This window comes from Pseudomonas fragariae (ex Marin et al. 2024) (assembly GCF_059621105.1).
The window spans coordinates 4420062-4441665 of sequence record NZ_CM184369.1; the positions used below are offsets into that span (position 1 = coordinate 4420062).

Here is a 21604-nt window from a genome sequence, read left to right on the forward strand (position 1 = left end):
TCCACCCGACTGACCCTCAAGCAGGAGAAGTACACCATGCTGAGCTGGGACGAATTCGATAAGGAAGACGGCGAAGTAGTCGCCAAAGCGACCAACGCCGGTCATGCCAACGAAGCCAACATGGACCGCCTCGACAGCGCCGGTGGCCTGGCTGCACAGGAAGCCCGTGCAGTGACCGCCGCCGACTCCGCTGCCCTGATCCGCGCCAAGAAAGCCCTGGACGCACTGGACGTCGCTGAAGGCCTGGCCGAACTCGAAGGCGCCAGCGCCCGCGTCGCCGTTGACGAAAAAATGATGATCAACTGCCGCGCCGACCTCAACCAGCTCGTGCCTTTCAAGTACGACTGGGCCTGGCAGAAGTACCTGGACGGTTGCGCAAACCACTGGATGCCGCAAGAAGTCAACATGACCGCCGACATCGCCCTCTGGAAAAACCCGGAAGGCCTGACCGACGACGAGCGCCGCATCGTCATGCGTAACCTGGGCTTCTTCTCCACTGCCGACTCGCTGGTTGCCAACAACCTGGTATTGGCCGTGTATCGCCTGATCACCAACCCGGAGTGCCGCCAGTACATCCTGCGCCAGGCCTTCGAAGAGGCGATCCACACCCACGCCTACCAGTACTGCATCGAATCGCTGGCCATGGATGAAGGCGAGATCTTCAACATGTACCACGAGATCCCGTCGGTCGCTAAAAAAGCAGCCTGGGGCCTGAAGTACACCCGTTCGATCTCCGATCCGAAGTTCGAAACCGGCACCGTCGAAACCGACAAAGAGCTGCTGCGCAACCTGATCGCTTACTACTGCGTACTGGAAGGCATCTTCTTCTACTGCGGCTTCACCCAGATCCTCTCCATGGGCCGCCGCAACAAGATGACCGGCGTTGCCGAGCAGTTCCAGTACATCCTGCGCGACGAGTCCATGCACCTGAACTTCGGCATCGACGTGATCAACCAGATCAAAATCGAAAACCCGCACCTGTGGGATGCCGAGATGAAAGAAGAAGCCACGCAGATGATCCTGCAAGGCACCCAGCTGGAAATCGAATACGCCCGCGACACCATGCCCCGCGGCGTACTCGGCATGAACGCTGCGATGATGGAAGACTACCTGAAATTCATCGCTAACCGTCGCCTTAGCCAGATTGGCTTGAAGGAAGAATATCCAGGGACGACCAACCCGTTCCCCTGGATGAGCGAGATCATGGACTTGAAGAAAGAGAAGAATTTCTTTGAGACTCGGGTTATTGAGTATCAGACAGGTGGGGCGTTGAGCTGGGATTGATTTGCATCCCGCGGAGTTGCAATAAAAGCTGAACCCATCTCATCAAAAATGAAACGGGTTCTGAGAAAAGGGCTGCCAACTGGCAGCCTTTTTTATTTTTGTTTCGGCAGAAACGTGAGGTTTGACTCGGTTAATTCCGGTCGAACGCGACTCCGGCCGGGCCTCGCCTGTTTTTGCCTTGCCTGACCTGCCTCTCGGCCATCATCCCAGACGGCAAAGACCAGGACGACGGGTGATGGCAGAGGGAAGGTCAAACGAAACTAAACGGTTTCCAAAGACAATCTGGTTTGGCTGGCCCTCCCCTTATTGGTAACTGCCTCAAGGATCGCCCGCCCCAGCTCGCGAATGTCGGGCTCTTTCACCATGGAGTGATGAGTTCCCATGATGGAGATGACTTGCAACTGCTCCTTGGGCATCAGCGCCTCCCAACCAATGCTGATATCACTACGGTTTTCTCCCATTGCTGAGAATAAAGTGACACGCACCGGTAGCGCGGGCGGCCTGTAACGGTAGAGCGCCAGACCGATACTGCGGATCAGTACCAGGTATCTTTTTGCAAGATCACTCTCTATACCTTCAGGAAGCAGACCTTGAACTTGCGTATAAGCCAACAAGGCCTCGAAATCCCGAGCAGCAGCCAAGTGTCTGACAGGCCCCTGGCGTACATCACGCGGCAGAAGTCTCAACAAGGCTTCGATCTCGTCGAAATCCGGCCTCTCATCGAGATGAGCGTACCCACCCTCCTGCGTATCAAACAAATGCCGATAGTCGCTGGTGGTGTCGACAAGCCCGAGGAATTCTACCGTAGCACCGGCCCCTGTCAGTTGATGGGCAATTTCATAGGCGATCGTTCCCCCGGCAGACCAGCCGGCCACGCGATACGGCCCCTGTGGCTGTATATGGCGGATACCCTCAATGTAGCGTGAGGCCATTGCCTCGATAGTGGTGAGGTGTTCCTCTCCACTTTGCAGTCCGCTCGCCGAAAATCCATACACCGGAATGTCAGAGGGAATTTGCTTTGCCAACTGTTGGGCATAGCCGATATCCCCTGAGCCTTCATGAATGAGGAACAAAGGATGTTGAGCCCCCTCTTTGCGAAGGGTGGTCAGATTCGGATGCAGAGCCTTGTTCAAACCGCTATGGCAAGACGCGGCAAGTTCACAGATTGTCGGGTGCATGAACAGATCGCCTAACGCCACTTCGACCTCGAAGCGCTGACGCAGGCACGAAACCAGTTGCACTGCCAGCAGCGAATGCCCGCCCAGTTCGAAGAAGTGGTCATGGCGACCCACCCGCTCCAGCCCCAGCAATGCCTGCCAGATCTCCGCCAGCGCATGTTCGATTTCACCTACCGGCGCCTCGTAACCACGACTGGCATAAGCGTCATCCTCCGGTGCTGGCAATGCCCGTCGATCCAGCTTGCCGTTCGGCGTTAGCGGGAAACGCGCCAGCGTTACAAAGGCACTCGGGATCATGTACTCCGCCAGCCCTTGCGACAGTTGCTCGCGCAACTGCGTCGCCGACAATACGGCGCCTTCCTGCGCCGTCAAATACGCCACCAGGCGTTTGTCTCCGGGACTGTGCTCGCGCGCCAGCACTACCGCCTCCCTGACCCCGGGGCAACCCGCAAGCTGCGACTCGATCTCGCCCAGTTCGATACGGTAGCCCCGGAGCTTGACCTGATCGTCGTTACGCCCCAGGTACTCGATATTGCCGTCTGCCAGCCAGCGCCCCAGATCGCCGCTCCTGTACATCCGCGCCGCCGGCTGGGCACTGAACGGATCCTCCAGGAAACGCTCCGCCGTCAATTCCGGCCGATTCAGATAACCACGGGCAACCCCAATACCGCCGATATGGATCTCGCCGCTGACCCCGATGGGTACCGGCTGGCCGTGCGCATCCAACAGGTAAATCTGTGTATTTGCTATCGGACGGCCGATCGGAACGATACCGATATCCTGCTCTGCCACGTAATGCCATGCAGTAACGTCAATGGCTGCTTCGGTGGGGCCGTAAAGATTGTGCAACTCGCTTTTCGGGAAATGTGCCTGGCCTTGCAATAGCAAAGCATGCGGCAGCGCTTCACCACTGCAAAGTACTCGCTTGAGCGTCGAACACCGGCCTGCTGGCGTCTGATTGACGAAGGCCTGCAGCATGGAAGGAACAAAGTGCAGCATGCTGATGCTTCGGCGCTCGATCACCTCCATCAGGTAGTGAGGGTCTTGATGCCCGCCGGGGCGGGCCATGACCAGTTGTGCCCCGGTCAGCAGAGGCAGGAAGATCTCCCAGACCGATACATCGAAGCCGAAGGGCGTCTTCTGCAAGACACGATCGTCGGCTCCAATCCGGTATTCGCTCTGCGCCCACCACAACCGGTTGACGACGCCGTCATGCTGGTTGGCCACGCCTTTGGGTTTACCAGTGGAACCCGAGGTATAGATCACATAGGCCAGGTGCTGCGGCGTGATGGCCGGTACCACGGGATTGTGGTCAGCCTCAACCTCCCAGTCGGCATCTTGCAGATCGAACGTCGGCACTGCCAACTCGCCCAGCAACGTCCGGGTCTCGCCCTGCACCAGCACTGCTACCGGCGCGCTGTCTTCCAGCATGTAGCGCAATCGCTCAGGCGGATACCCAGGGTCCAGCGGCACATACGCACCGCCCGCCTTCAGAATACCCAGCAAGCCCACCACCATTTCCAGGCTGCGCTGCGCACAGATCGCAACCCGATCATCCGGCTGGATACCCAGGCCGATCAGATAATGTGCCAGTCGATTCGCCCGGGCATTGAGTTCGCCATAGGTCAGACTTCCGGTTTCATCGACCACCGCGGGGGCATCCGGTTGTTGTGCCACCTGCTCCTCGAACAGTTGATGGAGCAACGTGTCCGCCGGGTAGGCCGCTGCCGTATCGTTGAACGATTCCAATACCTGCCGACGTTGCTCGCAGGACAGCAGCGGCAGTTGTCCGACTGCTTGCTGGTCATCCGCCACCATGCCTTCCAGAAGTACCTGCAGGTGCCCCGCCATCCGTTCGATCGTCGCACGCTCGAACAGATCGCTCGCGTATTCCAGAGAGCCGATCAACCCGCCATCCGCCTCGACCAGCGCAAGCGACAGGTCGAACTGGGCCGTCGTGTGCGGTGCTTGCAGCGGCTCCAGGCTCAGCTCCGGCAGGCTGAGTTCGCCGCCGCCCGGGGTGTTGTTCAGCGCCAGCATGACCTGGAAGATCGGGCTATGACCCAGGCTGCGCGGTGGTTGCAACGCCTCCACCACCTGCTCGAACGGCAGGTCCTGATGCGCATGCGCCGCCAGCATGACCGCCTTGACCTGCTCCAGCAACGCCGCCACGCTCAGGCCCCCTTGCGGCCGGATGCGCAGCGCCAGTGTGTTGACGAAGAAGCCAATCAGCGACTCCAGTTCGCTGCGCGGACGATTTGCCACCGGCGTGCCGATCACCACATCGTCCTGCCCGCTGAAACGGCTCAACAGACTCGACCAGCCCGCCAGCAAGGTCATGAACAGCGTCGCACCGTGACGCTGACCCAACTGCCGCAACCCTGCCGTCAATGCCGGGCTCAGGGCCAGGCTCACCCTTCCGCCTGCGTAACTGCGCAACGGTGGGCGACGGTGGTCGGTTGGCAGCTCCAGCAAGGCCGGTGCGCCACTCAGGTGCTGCCGCCAGAAATCGACCTGCGTTTGCAGGGTTTCGCCCTGCAGCCACCGCCGCTGCCACGCCGCGTAGTCGACATACTGGAAGGCCAGTGCCGGCAGAGGATCGGCCAGCCCCTGGCTGAAGGCACGGTACAACATGCCGATTTCGTGCAGCAGAACGCCCGTCGACCAACCGTCCGAAACGATATGGTGCTGCGTCACCAGCAGGATGTGCTCCGTCTGCGACAGTTGCACAAGCCGCCCGCGGATCAGCGGGCCGCTCGACAAGTCGAACGGCGCCAGCGCCTCCTCGCGAGCGAGCCGCTCTACGGCCTCGGGTTGCGTCTCGTCTTGCGTCTTGTGCTGTACCGCGCTGTCCAGAGCGCGCAGGTCATGAGTGACCAGGGCGAAACCCTGGGTCTCCGGCGCGATCACCTGGATCGCCTGACCCTCGTGCAAGGCAAAATGGGTGCGCAGGGTTTCGTGGCGCGCCACGATCCGGTCCAGCGTGGCCTGCAAGGCCTCGCTGTCCAATCGGCCGCGCAAGCGCAGCCCCGCCGGGATGTGATAGGCGGCTCCCGCCGCCCGATCCAGTTGATCAAGGAACCACAAGCGCTGCTGCGCCCACGACAGCGGCAATGGCAGATCGCGGTCGACCAGCGTCAACGGCGTCTGCGCCGAGAGCCGGGCGTTCGCCACCTGACGTGCCAGACCTTGCAGCGTCGGCTCGGCGAACACATCCCGCAGTGCTACCTCGACTTCGAAGCGCTGACGCAGACGCGAAACCAGTTGCACCGCCAGTAAAGAATGGCCACCCAGCTCGAAGAAGTGGTCATGACGACCCACACGTTCCAGCCCCAGCAACGCCTGCCAGATCTCCGCCAGCGCATGCTCGACTTCACCTGCCGGCGCCTCGTAATCACGGCTGGCATAAGCGTCGTTCTCCGGCGCCGGCAATGCCCGACGATCCAGCTTGCCGCTCGGCGTTTGCGGGAAACGCGCCAGCGTTACGAAGGCACTCGGAATCATGTATTCCGCCAGCCCTTGCGACAGCTGCTCGCGCAACTGCGCCGCCGACAACACGGCGCCTTCCTGCGCCGTCAGGTACGCCACCAGGCGTTTGTCGCCGGGACGGTGCTCGCGCGCCACTACCACCGCCTCCCTGACCCCGGGGCAAGCCGCCAGCTGCGACTCAATCTCGCCCAGCTCGATACGGAAACCCCGGAGCTTGACCTGATCGTCGTTGCGCCCCAGGTACTCGATATTGCCGTCCGCCAGCCAGCGCCCCAGATCGCCGCTCCTGTACATCCGCGCTGTCGGCTCGGCACTGAATGGGTCGTCCAGGAACCGCTCCGCCGTCAGTTCCGGCATATTCAGATAGCCACGGGCAACCCCCGCACCGCCGATATGGATCTCGCCAATGACCCCGATCGGTACCGGCTGGCCATGTGCATCCAGCAGGTAAATCCGTGTATTCGCGATCGGACGGCCTATCGGAAGTGAATGACCCGCTTGAACAGCGCTGTCGCACAGGTAAAAAGTAGAGTCACCCGCCGCTTCCGACGAACCGTAGAAATTCAGTATCGTGGCCGAAGGTAACCAGGCGCGAGTGCGAGCAAGCAGGGAGGACGAAAACACCTCGCCACTGCAAACGATCAGCCGCTTTTCTGGCGAAACTTGTCGGTTCTCTATTCTCGACAGTTCTTCCAGCAGTGAAGGGACAAGAACCAGACGGGTCAACTGATGCTCTGTAACCGCCTGCCATAGCTGTAGCGGATCCCTGGAGGCCAGCGGCGACACGATATGCAGTTGCGCGCCAAACAGTAAGGGCATCAGCGTTTCAGTCACCGAATCGAGAAAACTGATCGACGTTTTTTGTGCATGCTTTTCGAGTCGCTGACCACCGAAAGTGTTATGCATCCAGTAAAGACGGTTAACCATGGCCTGATGTGGACCGCCCACGCCTTTGGGTTTACCGGAGGAACCCGAGGTATAAATCACATAGGCCAGGTGCTGCGGCGTGATGGCCGGCACCACGGGATTGTGTTCAGGTTCAACCTCCCAGTCGCCCTCTTGCAGATCGAGCGTCCGCACCGCCAACTCGCCCAGTAACCTCCGGGTCTCGGCCTGCATCAGCACCGCCACCGGTGCGCTGTCCTCAAGCATGTAGCGCAACCGCTGCTCCGGATACGCAGGGTCAAGCGGCACATATGCACCACCTGCCTTAAAAATCCCCAGCAAGCCCACCACCATTTCCAGGCTGCGTTGCGCACAGATCGCGACCCGATCATCCGGCTGGATACCCAGGCCGATCAGATAATGTGCCAGTCGATTCGCCCGGGCATTGAGTTCGCCATAGGTCAGGCTTGCGGTTTCATCAACCACCGCCAAGGCATCCGGTTGTTGCGCCGCCTGCTCCTCGAACAGTTGATGGAGCAATTTTTCCGCCGGGTAGGCCGCTGCCGTATCGTTGAACGACTCCAACACCTGCCGACGTTGCTCGCAGGACAGCAGCGGCAGTTCTGCGACCGATTGCTGGTCATCCGCCACCATGCCTTCCAGGAGCACCTGCAGGTGCCCCGCCATCCGCTCGATCGTCGCACGTTCGAACAGATCGCTCGCGTATTCCAGAGAGCCGATCAAACCGCCATCCGCCTCGACCAGCGCAAGCGACAGGTCGAACTGGGCCGTCGTGTGCGGCGCTTGCAGCGGCTCCAGGCTCAGCTCCGGCAGGCTGAGTTCGCCGCCGCCCGGGGTGTTGTTCAGCGCCAGCATGACCTGGAAGATCGGGCTATGGCCCAGGCTGCGCGGGGGTTGCAGCGCCTCGACCACCTGCTCGAACGGCAGGTCCTGATGCGCATGCGCCGCCAGCATGACCGCCTTGACCTGCTCCAGCAACGCCGCCACGCTCAGGCGCCCTTCCGGCCTGATGCGCAGCGCCAGTGTGTTGACGAAGAAGCCGATCAGCGACTCCAGTTCGCTGCGCGGACGATTCGCCACCGGCGTGCCGATCACCACATCATCCTGCCCGCTGAAGCGGCTCAACAGACTCGACCAGCCCACCAGCAAGGTCATGAACAGCGTCGCACCGTGACGCTGGCCCAACTGTCGCAACCCCGCCGTCAATGCCGGGCTCAGGGCCAGGCTCACCCTTCCACCTGCGTAACTGCGCAACGGTGGGCGGCGATGGTCGGTTGGCAGCTCCAGCAAGGCCGGTGCGCCGCTCAGGTGCTGCCGCCAGAAATCGACCTGCGTTTGCAGGGTTTCGCCCTGCAACCATTGCCGCTGCCACGCCGCGTAGTCGACATACTGGAAGGCCAGTGCCGGCAGAGGGTCGGCCAGCCCCTGGCTGAAGGCGCGGTACAACATGCCGATTTCGTGCAGCAGAACGCCCGTTGACCAACCGTCCGAAACGATATGGTGCTGTGTCACCAGCAGGATGTGCTCCGTCTGCGACAGTTGCACAAGTCGTCCGCGAATCAGCGGGCCGCTCGACAAGTCGAACGGCGCCAGCGCCTCCTCGCGAGCGAGCCGCTCCACCGCCTCGTGTTGCGCTGCGCTGTCCAGAGCGCGCAGGTCATGAGTGACCAGGGCGAACCCTTGAGTTGCCGGCGCGATCACCTGAATCGCCTGGCCCTCGTGCAAGGCAAAATGGGTGCGCAGTGCTTCGTGGCGCGCCACGATCCGCTCCAGCGTGGCCTGCAAGGCCTCGCTGTCCAATCGGCCGCGCAAGCGCAGCCCCGCCGGGATGTGATAAGCGGCTCCCGCCGCCCGGTCCAGTTGATCGAGGAACCACAAGCGCTGCTGCGCCCACGACAGCGGCAATGGCAGATCGCGATCCACCGGCGTCAACGACGTCAGCGGCGTCTGCGCCGATAGCCGGGCGTTCGCCACCTGACGTGCCAGACCTTGCAGCGTCGGCTCGGCAAACACATCCCGCAGTGCCACTTCGACTTCGAAGCGCTGACGCAGACGCGAAACCAGCTGCACCGCCAGCAACGAATGGCCGCCCAGTTCGAAGAAGTGGTCATGACGCCCTACCCGCTCCAGCCCCAGCAACGCCTGCCAGATCTCTGCCAGCGCATGCTCGATTTCACCAGCAGGCGCCTCGTAACCACGACTGGCATAAGCGCCGTCCTCCGGCGCCGGCAATGCCCGACGATCCAGCTTGCCGTTCGGCGTTAGCGGGAAACGCGCCAGCGTTACAAAGGCACTCGGGATCATGTACTCCGCCAGCCCTTGCGACAGTTGCTCACGCAGCTGTGCCGCCGACAACTCGACACTTTCCTGCGCCGTCAGGTACGCCACCAGGCGTTTGTCGCCGGGACGGTGCTCGCGTACCAGCACTACCGCCTCCCTGACTCCGGGGCAAGCCGCCAGCTGCGACTCGATCTCGCCCAGCTCGATACGGAAGCCGCGGAGCTTGACCTGATCGTCGTTGCGCCCCAGGTACTCGATATTGCCGTCCGCCAGCCAGCGTCCCAGATCGCCGCTTCTGTACATCCGCGCCGCCGGCTCGGCACTGAACGGGTCGTCCAGGAAACGCTCCGCCGTCAATTCCGGCAGATTCAGATAACCCCGGGCAACCCCCGCACCGCCGATATGAATCTCGCCGCTGACCCCGATGGGCACCGGCTGGCCGTGTGCATCCAATAGGTAAATGCGTGTGTTGCCGATGGGGCGGCCAATAGGAATCGAGCGCGAATTGTCGGACAGCGCATGGATCTCATAGGTGCTGGCAAAGGTCGTTGTTTCCGTTGGTCCATAGCCATTGATCAGATGCCTCGGGCGATGGGCGCGGGACAAAACCTTCGCAACGCTCACTGGATCGAGCACATCCCCACCGACCAGGAGATATCGCAGCTTTGAGAAGGCAACGGCGAGTACATCGACATATTCATTGAACAATCCAGCAGTCAACCATAAAGCGGTCACGCCACCTTCAATCAATACATGGTTCAAGCGCGCGGGATTGAGCAGCGTCGCCTGAGACACAACCAACAGTTTCGCCCCATTGAGCAGCGCACTCCAGATTTCCCAGGTCGAAGCGTCGAAGGCCGTATTGGCGCCATGCGCAACGCAATCCTCTGTGGTGATCCTGGCATAAGGATTATTGATAACCAGACGCAGCACACTGCGGTGCTCAATCAGCACGCCCTTCGGCACTCCCGAGGAGCCGGATGTATACATCACATAAGCCGGCATTCTCGACGTCAGCTCCAGGGCATCAAGATCCGGATTGCCACACGGCAGCCCACCGGTCCCTGAGGACAGGTCCACGCTGTCCAACACGACCTGCGGCACATTCACCGCCGGCAGGCATTCCTGCAGAGCCTCTTGCACCAGCACTGCTACCGGCGCGCTGTCTTCCAGCATGTAGCGCAACCGCTCAGGCGGATACCCAGGGTCCAGCGGCACATACGCACCGCCCGCCTTCAGAATACCCAGCAAGCCCACCACCATTTCCAGGCTGCGCTGCGCACAGATCGCGACCCGATCATCCGGCTGGATACCCAGGCCGATCAGATAATGTGCCAGTCGATTCGCCCGGGCGTTGAGTTCGCCATAGGTCAGGCTTGCGGTTTCATCAACCACCGCCAAGGCATCCGGTTGTTGCGCCGCCTGCTCCTCGAACAGTTGATGGAGCAATTTTTCCGCCGGGTAGGCCGCTGCCGTATCGTTGAACGACTCCAGTACCTGCCGACGTTGCTCGCAGGACAGCAGCGGCAGTTCTGCGACCGCTTGCTGGTCATCCGCCACCATGCCTTCCAGAAGTACCTGCAGGTGCCCCGCCATCCGCTCGATCGTCGCAAGTTCGAACAGATCGCTCGCGTATTCCAGAGAGCCGATCAACCCGCCATCCGCCTCGACCAGCGCAAGCGACAGGTCGAACTGGGCCGTCGTGTGCGGTGCTTGCAGCGGCTCCAGGCTCAGCTCCGGCAGGCTGAGTTCGCCGCCGCCCGGGGTGTTGTTCAGCGCCAGCATGACCTGGAAGATCGGGCTATGGCCCAGGCTGCGCGGGGGCTGCAGCGCCTCCACCACCTGCTCGAACGGCAGGTCCTGATGCGCATGCGCCGCCAGCATGACCGCCTTGACCTGCTCCAGCAACGCCGCCACGCTCAGGCCCCCTTGCGGCCGGATGCGCAGCGCCAGTGTGTTGACGAAGAAGCCGATCAGCGACTCCAGTTCGCTGCGCGGACGATTCGCCACCGGCGTGCCGATCACCACATCGTCCTGCCCGCTGAAGCGGCTCAACAGACTCGACCAGCCCGCCAGCAAGGTCATGAACAGCGTCGCACCGTGACGCTGACCCAACTGCCGCAACCCTGCCGTCAATGCCGGGCTCAGGGCCAGGCTCACCCTTCCGCCTGCGTAACTGCGCAACGGTGGGCGGCGATGGTCGGTTGGCAGCTCCAGCAAGGCCGGTGCGCCGCTCAGGTGCTGCCGCCAGAAATCGACCTGCGTTTGCAGGGTTTCGCCCTGCAGCCACCGCCGCTGCCACGCCGCGTAGTCGACATACTGGAAGGCCAGTGCCGGCAGAGGGTCGGCCAGACCCTGGCTGAAGGCGCGGTACAACATGCCGATTTCCTGCAGCAGAACGCCCGTCGACCAACCGTCCGAAACGATATGGTGCTGTGTCACCAGCAGGATGTGCTCCGTCTGCGACAGTTGCACAAGTCGTCCGCGAATCAGCGGGCCGCTCGACAAGTCGAACGGCGCCAGCGCCTCCTCGCGAGCGAGCCGCTCTACGGCCTCGTGTTGTGCCGCGCTGTCCAGAGCGCGCAGGTCATGGCTCGCCAGGGCGAAACCCTGGGTCTCCGGCGCGATCACCTGGATCGCCTGGCCCTCGTGCAAGGCAAAATGGGTGCGCAGGGTTTCGTGGCGCGCCACGATCCGGTCCAGCGTGGCCTGCAAGGCCTCGCTGTCCAATCGGCCGCGCAAGCGCAGTCCCGCCGGGATGTGATAAGCAGCCCCCGCCGCACGGTCCAGTTGATCGAGGAACCACAAGCGTTGTTGCGCCCACGACAGCGGCAATGGCAGATTGCGATCCACCGGCGTCAACGACGTCTGCGCCGAGAGCCGGGCATTCGCCAACTGGCGTGCCAGACCTTGCAGCGTCGGCTCGGCAAACACATCCCGCAGCGCCACTTCGACTTCGAAGCGCTGACGCAGACGCGACACCAGCTGCACCGCCAGCAACGAATGGCCGCCCAGTTCGAAGAAGTGGTCATGGCGACCCACCCGCTCCAGCCCCAGCAACGCCTGCCAGATCTGCGCCAGCGCATGTTCGACTGCACCTGCCGGCGCCTCGTAATCACGGCTGGCATAAGCGTCGTCCTCCGGCGCCGGCAATGCGCGCCGATCCAGCTTGCCGTTTGGCGTTAGCGGGAAACGCGCCAGCGTTACGAAGGCACTCGGAATCATGTATTCCGCCAGCCCTTGCGACAGCTGCTCGCGCAACTGCGCCGCCGACAACACGGCGCCTTCCCGCGCCGTCAGGTACGCCACCAGGCGTTTGTCGCCGGGGCGGTGCTCGCGCACCAACACCACCGCCTCCCTGACCCCAGGGCAAGCCGCCAGCTGCGACTCGATCTCGCCCAGCTCGATACGGAAACCCCGAATCTTGACCTGATCGTCGCTGCGCCCCAGGTACTCGATATTGCCGTCTGCCAGCCAGCGCCCCAGATCACCGCTCCTGTACATCCGCGCCGCCGGCTCGGCACTGAACGGGTCATCCAGAAAACGCTCCGCCGTCAGTTCCGGCAGATTCAGATAGCCACGGGCAACCCCCGCACCGCCGATATGAATCTCGCCAATGACCCCGATGGGTACCGGCTGGCCGTGCGCATCCAGCAGGTAAATCCGTGTGTTCGCGATCGGACGGCCGATTGGAAACACCGAAGACCGATAACAGTCGATATCGTCAATCAATCTGTGCCAGGCCACCACGTCGCTACACTCCGTAGGCCCGTAACTGTTAATGAATTCGGGCCTCGGCTCGGGAAGCATTTCCAGCCTGGCGACTTGAATAGGCTCTCCGCCCAGTACCACCCGGCGAATGCTGTCGAGCTGTCTTGAATCGTTTGCATCGATGAGTGTGTTGAACGCACTGGGTGAAAGATTGATGTGGGTAATACACTCGCGTTGAATCTGCTCCAGCAGCACCTCTGGAATGAAAGCCTCTCTGGCCAGGTGCAGTGTTCCACCGACCAATAACGGACCGAGAATATTTTTTTGCGTCAGATCGAAGCTATAGGAGGAGACAAGCAGCACGGCATCATCGGAAGCCAGTTTCAGCTCGGCCAGATACCAGTGCATCAGGTTTAGAAAGCCCCTTTGCTCGATCAACACGCCCTTGGGTTGGCCGCTCGAGCCTGAGGTATAGATCACATAGGCCAGATGATCCGGCTTGACGGCTCGCGCCACTGGATCATGGTCAGCCTCAGCCTCCCAGCACCCGCCTTCCAGGTCCAGCAGCGGCACCGCCAACTCGCCCGGCAACGCCCGGGTCGCACTCTGCACCAGCACCGCCGCCGGCGCGCTGTCTTCCAGCATGTAGCGCAACCGCTGCTCCGGATACGCCGGGTCCAGCGGCACGTAGGCAGCGCCCGCCTTCAGGATCCCCAGCAAGCCCACCACCATTTCCGGGCTGCGCTCTACGCAGATCGCCACCCGGTCATCCGGCCCGATGCCCAGGCCGATCAGATGATGCGCCAACTGGTTGGCGCGCGCATTCAGTTGCGCATAAGTGAAGGTGCGCGCCTCAAATACCAGCGCAATCGCTTCTGGCGTCTTTTCTACTTGCGCTTCGAACAACTGATGGACGCAGGTGCCTTGCGGATAATCCACGGCCGTCGCATTCCACTCCTGCAGCAACTGACGCTCGGATCGCGGCAGCATCTCCAGACTGCGTAGCAACGACTCAGGTGAGTGTTCCAGCGCGTCGACCAGACTCTCCAGCGCCGTCTCCATGTAAGCACATACCCGCTGCGGATCGATCCCCGCCGTGGCTTGAACGGTCAGGGCAAAGCCCTCGCCCAGATCGTCCACAGCCAGTGTCAGCGGATAGTTGGTTCGCTCATTCCAGCCCAGGACCTCGATTCCGCCCCAGGCGCGGTCTCCCTGGTCCGAGACTTGCGGCTCGGCGCTGTGGCGGTAATTCAGCAGCGCGCTGAACAGCGGCAACGGCGGAGCAATGGCGCTGCAGCGTTGCGCCAGCGCCAACGACGCATGTTCGTGACCGAGCAGCGCGGTCAGGCGGGCATGCGTGGCCTTCACCCCCTCTCGCACACCTTGCTCACCGACGTTCAAGCACAACGGCAAGGTGTTGATGAACATCCCCAACGAGCGGTCGGCACCATCGCCACCCTGCATGCGTCCCAGCAACACCGTACCGAACACCACGTCTTCCTGGCCCGACGTGCGCCCCAGCACCTGCGCCCAGGCCAGATGATGCAGGCTGGCAGCACTAACGCCCAGGCTCCTGGCTTGCCGACGGATCCTGCCCGCCAGATCTGCGGAAACCGCCTGCCTGGCTTGCTTGATGTCCCGACCGTCGCCCTGCACATCGTGCAACCCGAATGGCAGCGTCGGTTCTGTCACCTGACCGAGCATTTCCTGGAAGAACGCTTCATGCGCCGCTTGGCTTACGCCCAATCGCGCCTGCGCCACATGATTGCGATAGGGTACCGAATCCGGCAGTCCGGCTGCCTGCCCCAGCAGATCCGCCTGCACCTCATGTTGCACCACTTCCAGCGCCATATGGTCCAGCACCATGTGGTGAAACAGCAGAATCGCCACCCAGCGACTATTCGCTTCGTCGTAGGCGTAAGCCATCTTCATCAAGGGCGCTTTCGTCAAATCCAGCCGGTAATGCCTGGGGTCGAAGCGCTCCTGGAGTTGCTGTTCGATGTCTCCGTCGGCCGCCTTCAGCGCCAACGCCTCCACGGCCAATGGCGCTTCGCGCCAGACTGTCTGAACCGGCTCGTCAAGCCCCTCCCACAGCACTGCTGTTCTCAAGATGTCATGCCTGGCAATCACGCCCTGAAGTGCCCGCACAAACGCCTTCAAGTGATCTTCGCTTGGCAGCGCAAAACGCGTATTTAGCAGATAGGGGTCACCCTCGACCGACGCAAGGTGGTGGAACAACACCCCTTCCTGCAGTGGCGCCAGTGCATAGATATCCTGGACGTTCGCCGTCCCGCCTGGCACAGCACGCACAATCCGCTCGATGGCGTCCTCGCTCAGGTCCGCGAGCGGTAACATCGACGGTGTAATTCGTGTGCACCCGACCACGATTCCGTTGGCGGGTACTTCCACCTCATGACCGTTACCCAATACCTCGGCAAACGCCGAAAGGGTTGGCTGGGCAAACAGCATCCGCACATCCGCCGACATTCCCGCTTGACGCATCCGGCCCATCAGACTGACGGCCAGTAGCGAATGCCCACCCAGCTCGAAGAAGTGATCGTGGCGACCCACCCGTTCGACACCAAGCAGCTCTTGCCAGATTTCGGCAAGCGCCCTCTCGACCGTCCCGCACGGCGCTTCGTAGCCGCGGCTCACATAAGCGTCAGCCTCCGGCACAGGCAACGCCCGGCGATTCAGCTTGCCGTTAGGTGTCAGCGGCCACCCCGGCAATTTCACATACGCAGCCGGCACCATGTACTCCGGAAGACTCGCCTGCAAGGCCGCCCGTAGCGTCTGCACCGCAATAGTCTCTTTAGCTTCTCGCGTCGTGTAATACGCGATCAGACGCTTATCACCCGGCGTGTCTTCCCGGGCAATCACCACCGCCTCTCCGACACCAGGGCACCCAGCCAGCTGCGCCTCAATCTCGCCCAGCTCGATACGGAAGCCACGGAGCTTGACCTGATCGTCGTTGCGTCCCAGGTATTCGATATTGCCGTCCGCCAGCCAACGCCCCAAATCGCCGCTCCTGTACATCCGCGCCGTCGGGTCGTTGCTGAAACGGTCTTTCACGAACCGCTCTGCGGTCAGCGCATCACGATTCAAATAGCCGCGCGCGAGCTGTACACCCGCGATATAAATCTCGCCGCAGACGCCAACCGGGACCGGTTGCATGTGCGGGTCCAGCAGGTACATCCGGGTATTGGCGACCGGCCGGCCGATCGGCACGATCCCCGCATGCAGGTCGGGCACACAGTGCCAGTAGGTGACGTCGACAGCGGCTTCAGTGGGGCCATACAGGTTATGCAATTGCACATGTGCAAAGCGTTGCTCGAAGTGCTTTTGCAAACTATAGGGCAACGCCTCGCCGCTACAGAACACCTGCCGCAATGTGCTACAGGCCAGCGGGCCAGCCTGATTGAGGAAGCTCTGCAACATGGACGGTACGAAATGCAATATCGTGACACCCGAGTCTGCGATCAACCCGGCCAGATACTCGGGGTCCTGATGGCCTCCCGGACGCGCGATCACCAATTGCGCACCCGCGAGCAAGGGTAGAAAAAATTCCCAGACCGACACGTCAAAACCGAACGGTGTCTTTTGCAAGACGCGGTCTTCGCGACTCAGCCGATATTGGTCCTGTGCCCACAACAGGCGGTTCACAATGGCGCGATGCTCGATCATCACGCCCTTGGGCTGACCGGTCGAACCCGAGGTATAGATCACATAAGCCAGGTGCTGTGGCGTGACCGTCGGCAACACACGATCATGCCTGGCTTCAGCCGCCCGGTTCACGCTTTGCAGATCCAGCACCGGCATCGTCAGCGCACCTAGCAAGTCCCGGGTCGTACGCTGCACCAGCACCGCAACCGGCGCGCTGTCCTCCAGCATGTAGCGCAACCGCTCCGGCGGATACCCAGGGTCCAGCGGCACGTAGGCACCGCCCGCCTTCAGGATCCCCAGCAAGCCCACCACCATCTCCACACTGCGTTCCACACAGATCGCCACGCGGTCGTCCGGAGCAATGCCCAGTGACAGCAAGACATCAGCCACCTGATTGCTGCGTTCGTTGAGGTCCGCGTATGTCACACGCTCGTTGCCGCACACCAGTGCAAGCGCTTGAGGCTGCTGCTGCACTTGCTGTTCGAAAAGTTGATGGACCAATAGATCCTGTTGCCAGGCATGATGTGTCGCGTTGAACTCGACAAGCACTTGCCGACGTTCGGTTTCGCCCAAAAGCTCGATCGCGCCCACAACCTGGCGCTCGTTCTCGACCATCGCACGCAGCACCCGTTCCAGATACGCCACGTAGCGTTGGGCCGTCTCGCGGTCGAACAGCGCCGTGGCATATTCCAGCGAACCGACGATCCGTCCCTCCACCTCCGCCAAGTCGAGGGACACATCGTACTTGGTGGTGCGTGCTACCGAATCCAGCAGCGTTAGCTCCAGCCCCGCCAACGCCAGTTCTGCCGGCGGCGTGTTCTGCCACGACAGCATCGCCTGGAACAGCGGACTATGGGACAAGCTGCGCACCGGCTTGAGCAACTCCACCACCTGCTCGAACGGCAGATCCTGGTGTTCATACGCCTCCAGCGTGCAGGCCTTGACGCGACTCAGCAATGTCTCGACCGTCGGATCGTTCGACACATTCACGCGCAACGCCAGGGTATTGACAAAAAACCCGATCAGGCCCTCGACCTCAGCGCTCATCCGGTTCGCCACCGGCGAACCGATCACCACCTCATCCTGCCCCGACAAACGACTCAATACCGTCGCCCAGCCCGCCAGCAATGTCATGAACAGGGTCGTGCCGTGCCGTCGACTCAGCGCCTTGAGCTCGTGGCTCAGCGTCGCATCCAGCACCACGGGCACCGCATCGCCCGTATAGTCCTGCTGCGCCGGACGGACACGATCAGAGGGCAACATCAGCAATGCCGGCGCATCGAGTAGAGCGGTCTGCCAGTAGATGCTTTGCTTGTGCAATACCGCGCCGCTCAACCAGCCTCGTTGCCACACCGCATAGTCCGCGTACTGGATCGACAACTGCGGCAACGGGTCTGCCTCAGCTTGGCAACCGCTCGCGTAGAGTGCTCCCAACTCGCGCGTCAACACGCCCATCGACCAGCCATCCGATACGATGTGGTGCATCGTCAACAGCAACACATGGTCTTCATCGCCCAGCCGAACCAGACTCCCTCGAATCAGCGGTCCCTGCTGAAGATCGAAGCGCCCGACGGCTTCTTCGTCCATCAGTCGTGCCAACTCACTCGAGCTATCGGCATGCGTCGTGAGATCGTACTTGCGCAACGGGCAGCCTGTTTCCTCGGGATGGATGCACAGCTCTACGGCCTGATCCCCGGTCTGGACAAACGTTGTGCGCAGTACTTCGTGACGCGCCACAATGCGGTTCAACGCACGCTGCAAGGCCGCCTCATCCAGCGCGCCGACGATGCGCAGCCCCGCCGGTATGTGGTAAGCAGCGCTGGCACCTTCCATTTGCGCCAGAAACCACAACCGTTGCTGAGCAAACGACAGCGGCAGTCGCGCCTCTCGTGACGTTTGCACAATCTGCGGCAGCGTATTGTTTTGTGCCTGCGCCACCACGCAGGCAAGCGCCTCGAGCTGCGGATGGGCGAATAACGCGGCCAGTTCCAACTCCACGTTCAAACGCTGCCGGACCAGGGAGATAAGCCTCATCGCCAGCAGCGAATGCCCACCCAGCTCGAAGAAGTGATCATTGCGCCCCGCCCGATCGACACCGAGCAGCTCCTGCCAGATATCCGCCAGCGCACGCTCGACTTCGCCTGCCGGCGCCTCGTAGTCACGACTGGCATAAGCGTCGTCCCCCGGCGCCGGCAATGCCCGCCGATCCAGCTTGCCGTTCGGTGTCAGCGGCCATTCGGACAATTTCACATACGCCGCCGGCACCATGTATTCCGGCAGCCTCGCCTGCAAGGCAGCACGTAACGTCTGTGCCGTAATCGCCTGTGCAGCTTCCTGCATCGTGTAATACGCCGTCAGACGCTTTTCACCCGGCGTATCCTCCTGGGCAATCACCACCGCGTCCCTGATGTCCGCGATCTGTCTCAGTTGCGCCTCGATCTCGCCCAGCTCGATACGAACTCCCCGGAGCTTGACCTGATCGTCATTGCGCTCCAGGTACTCGATGTTGCCGTCCGCCAACCAGCGTCCCAGATCGCCGCTCCTGTACATCCGCGCCTCCGGTTCGGCACTGAACGGGTCATCCAGAAAACGCTCCGCCGTCAGTTCCGGCCTGTTCAGATAACCCCGGGCAACCCCTGCGCCGCCGATATAAATCTCGCCGCTCACCCCGATAGGCACCGGCTGGCCGTGCGCATCCAACAGGTAAACCTGCGTATTGGCTATCGGACGGCCTATGTGCAATACCGACTGCGTTGCATCGATCAGACCGGATGTGGCCACAACCGTGGTCTCGGTCGGACCATAGTTGTTGATCAGCGCAACCCGACTATCCGGATTGGGAAACTGACGCAACCGGTCTCCACCGATCAGCAACGTTTGCAGCGACGCCGGCTCGATCCCTTGGGCGAACGCAATCTCGGCAATCGGCGTAGGCAAGAAGCTCACATCCAGTTCTTGCCGACGCCACCATCCCAGCAGCGCATCGACATCATTGCCAAGCGCTTGTCCAGGCAACAGCGACAGGCTGGCTCCCACGCACAGCGCTGGCCATAGTTCCCAGACGCAAGCATCGAAACCGACGCCCGCCACGCTCGAAACCCGCTTGCGACGGGTCAGATTGAACGCCTCGCAATGCCAGGCCACCAGGTTCACGAGATTGCGGTGCTCGATCATCACGCCCTTGGGCTGGCCGGTCGAACCCGAGGTATAGATCACATAAGCCAGGTGCTGTGGCGCGACCGTCGGCAACACGCAGTCATGCTCGGCTTCAGCCGCCCGGTTCACGCTTTGCAGATCCAGCACCGGCATCGCCAGCGCACCTAGCAAGTCCCGGGTCGTACGCTGCACCAGCACCGCCACCGGCGCGCTGTCCTCCAGCATGTAGCGCAACCGCTCCGGCGGATACCCAGGGTCCAGCGGCACGTAGGCACCGCCCGCCTTCAGAATCCCCAGCAAGCCCACCACCATCTCCACACTGCGCTCCACACAGATCGCTACACGGTCGTCCGGAGCAATGCCCAGCGACAGCAAGACATCAGCCACCTGATTGCTGCGTTCGTTGAGGTCCGCGTACGTCACTCGCTCGTCGCCGCAGACCAGTGCAAGCGCTTGGGGCTGCTGCTGCGCTTGCTGTTCGAAAAGCTGATGGACCAATAGATCCTGTTGCAAGGCCTGATGTGTCGCGTTGAACTCGACAAGCACTTGCCGGCGTTCCGCTTCCCCCATAAGCGCAAGCTGGCCAATCGGCGTCGATTCATGAGCGGCAACCGACTCCAGGAGCAGCGTAATGCGGTCCCGAATCCGCTCAACTTCGTCCGGGCGAAAGCAGGCCAGATTGAAGTTGAAGTCAACGACTACGTCTTCATCCGAATAGTAATCGCAGATAGCGATTGAGAGCGGCGTCTGATCGAAGCCGCTGTACATCCTGATCGCCTTCGAAGGGGCGCCGCCAAAGACAAAGTCTGCGTCAAATTTTTCGAATGAAAGCGCTATATCGAAGATCTGCTTACGCCTGGAATGGCCAATATTCAGAGCGCGATTCAGTTCGGCAATCGGGAAGTGCTCGTGACGGTAGCAGCGTCGCAATTCGGCGGCCACATCGCCCATCAATTCGAGCAGGGAACGATTGGGGTCAACCCGTACGCCGACCGGGATGACGGAAGAAAACATCCCGATCGTCTGCTTCTGGCGGGCCGTCGTGCGGTTATGCAGGGGCATGCCGATGATGACTTCTTCTGCACCACCGACGCGTGAAAAATAGGCACTGACGACTGCAAAGAATACCGTGACAGGAGAAAGGCCATGCTCGGTGGCAACCGCGGCCACAGCATTGAACAGGTCACGCTTGATCGTCGAGCGAATATGACCGCTCTTGCACATCGAACCCACGGCATGGGCGCCGGACCACTGCAGCAGGGATGGCGGTATGTGTGCGTAACGTTCGCGCCAAAACGACCGGTCACGCTCCAGGCGCGGCGAATTCAGATAGGCCTGGTCTTTGGCCAGGAAGTCGCTGTAGGAAGGGCCTTCCTCGAACGCGTCGATGCCCACCAGTAAATTGTTGTAGGCCTTCTCGACTGCATGGCAAAACAGCGTCACCCCTGCGCCGTCCATGACCAAATGATGGTAGCGGCCCAGCCAGTAGTGACGGGATGCACTGCACCGTACGAGCTGCGCCTCCCAAAGAATGCCTTCCAATGGATTGAACGGTCGGGAAAATGCGTGTTGAAGGTATTCCTGCGCTCGTTCGACACTGTCACCGTAGTCTGAAAAATCGACGAGCGCGAGTGTGATATCGACAGATGGCAGCACCCTCTGCCGGGCTATGTCACCCTCCTGGAACAAGGCAAGCCGTAGCGCATCGTTATGCTTGGCAACGAGCTTGATAGCCTTCTCGAACATCGGAATATCGAGATCACCTTTGATCTCCAGCGTCATGCCGATGTTGTACAGCGGTATGTCCGAATTCGCTATCTGACCGAGCCAGACACCCTGCTGTACAGAGGATAGTTCATACGAGACATTGGAGTTGTTCGATACGTGTTGATGTGACGACGTCATGCGTAAACATCCCTGATTTTAATATCCTTTCG

At 61.4% G+C, this 21604-nt stretch carries 2 protein-coding genes; one reads left to right on the forward strand and one right to left on the reverse strand.

All coding sequences use genetic code 11. The features are described from left to right. Positions 1–36 precede the first annotated feature (36 nt). Positions 37–1284: a ribonucleotide-diphosphate reductase subunit beta gene (locus AC54XV_RS19130; RefSeq protein ID WP_002554639.1), complete on the forward strand. Its 1248-nt coding sequence runs from the start codon at positions 37–39 to the stop codon at positions 1282–1284. Between the two features lie 260 nt (positions 1285–1544). Here AC54XV_RS19130 and AC54XV_RS19135 read toward each other — a convergent pair whose 3' ends face one another. Next, positions 1545–21572 (reverse strand): non-ribosomal peptide synthase/polyketide synthase, encoded by a 20028-nt coding sequence (locus tag AC54XV_RS19135; protein ID WP_496717129.1) that lies wholly within the window; start codon positions 21570–21572, stop codon positions 1545–1547. Between the last annotated feature and the right edge of the window lie 32 nt (positions 21573–21604).

Coding starts and splice junctions, on each gene's coding strand:
- AC54XV_RS19130 (WP_002554639.1), top strand. CDS start 37: ATGCTGAGCTGGGACGAATTCGATAAGGAAGACGGCGAAGTAGTCGCC.
- AC54XV_RS19135 (WP_496717129.1), bottom strand. CDS start 21,572: ATGACGTCGTCACATCAACACGTATCGAACAACTCCAATGTCTCGTAT.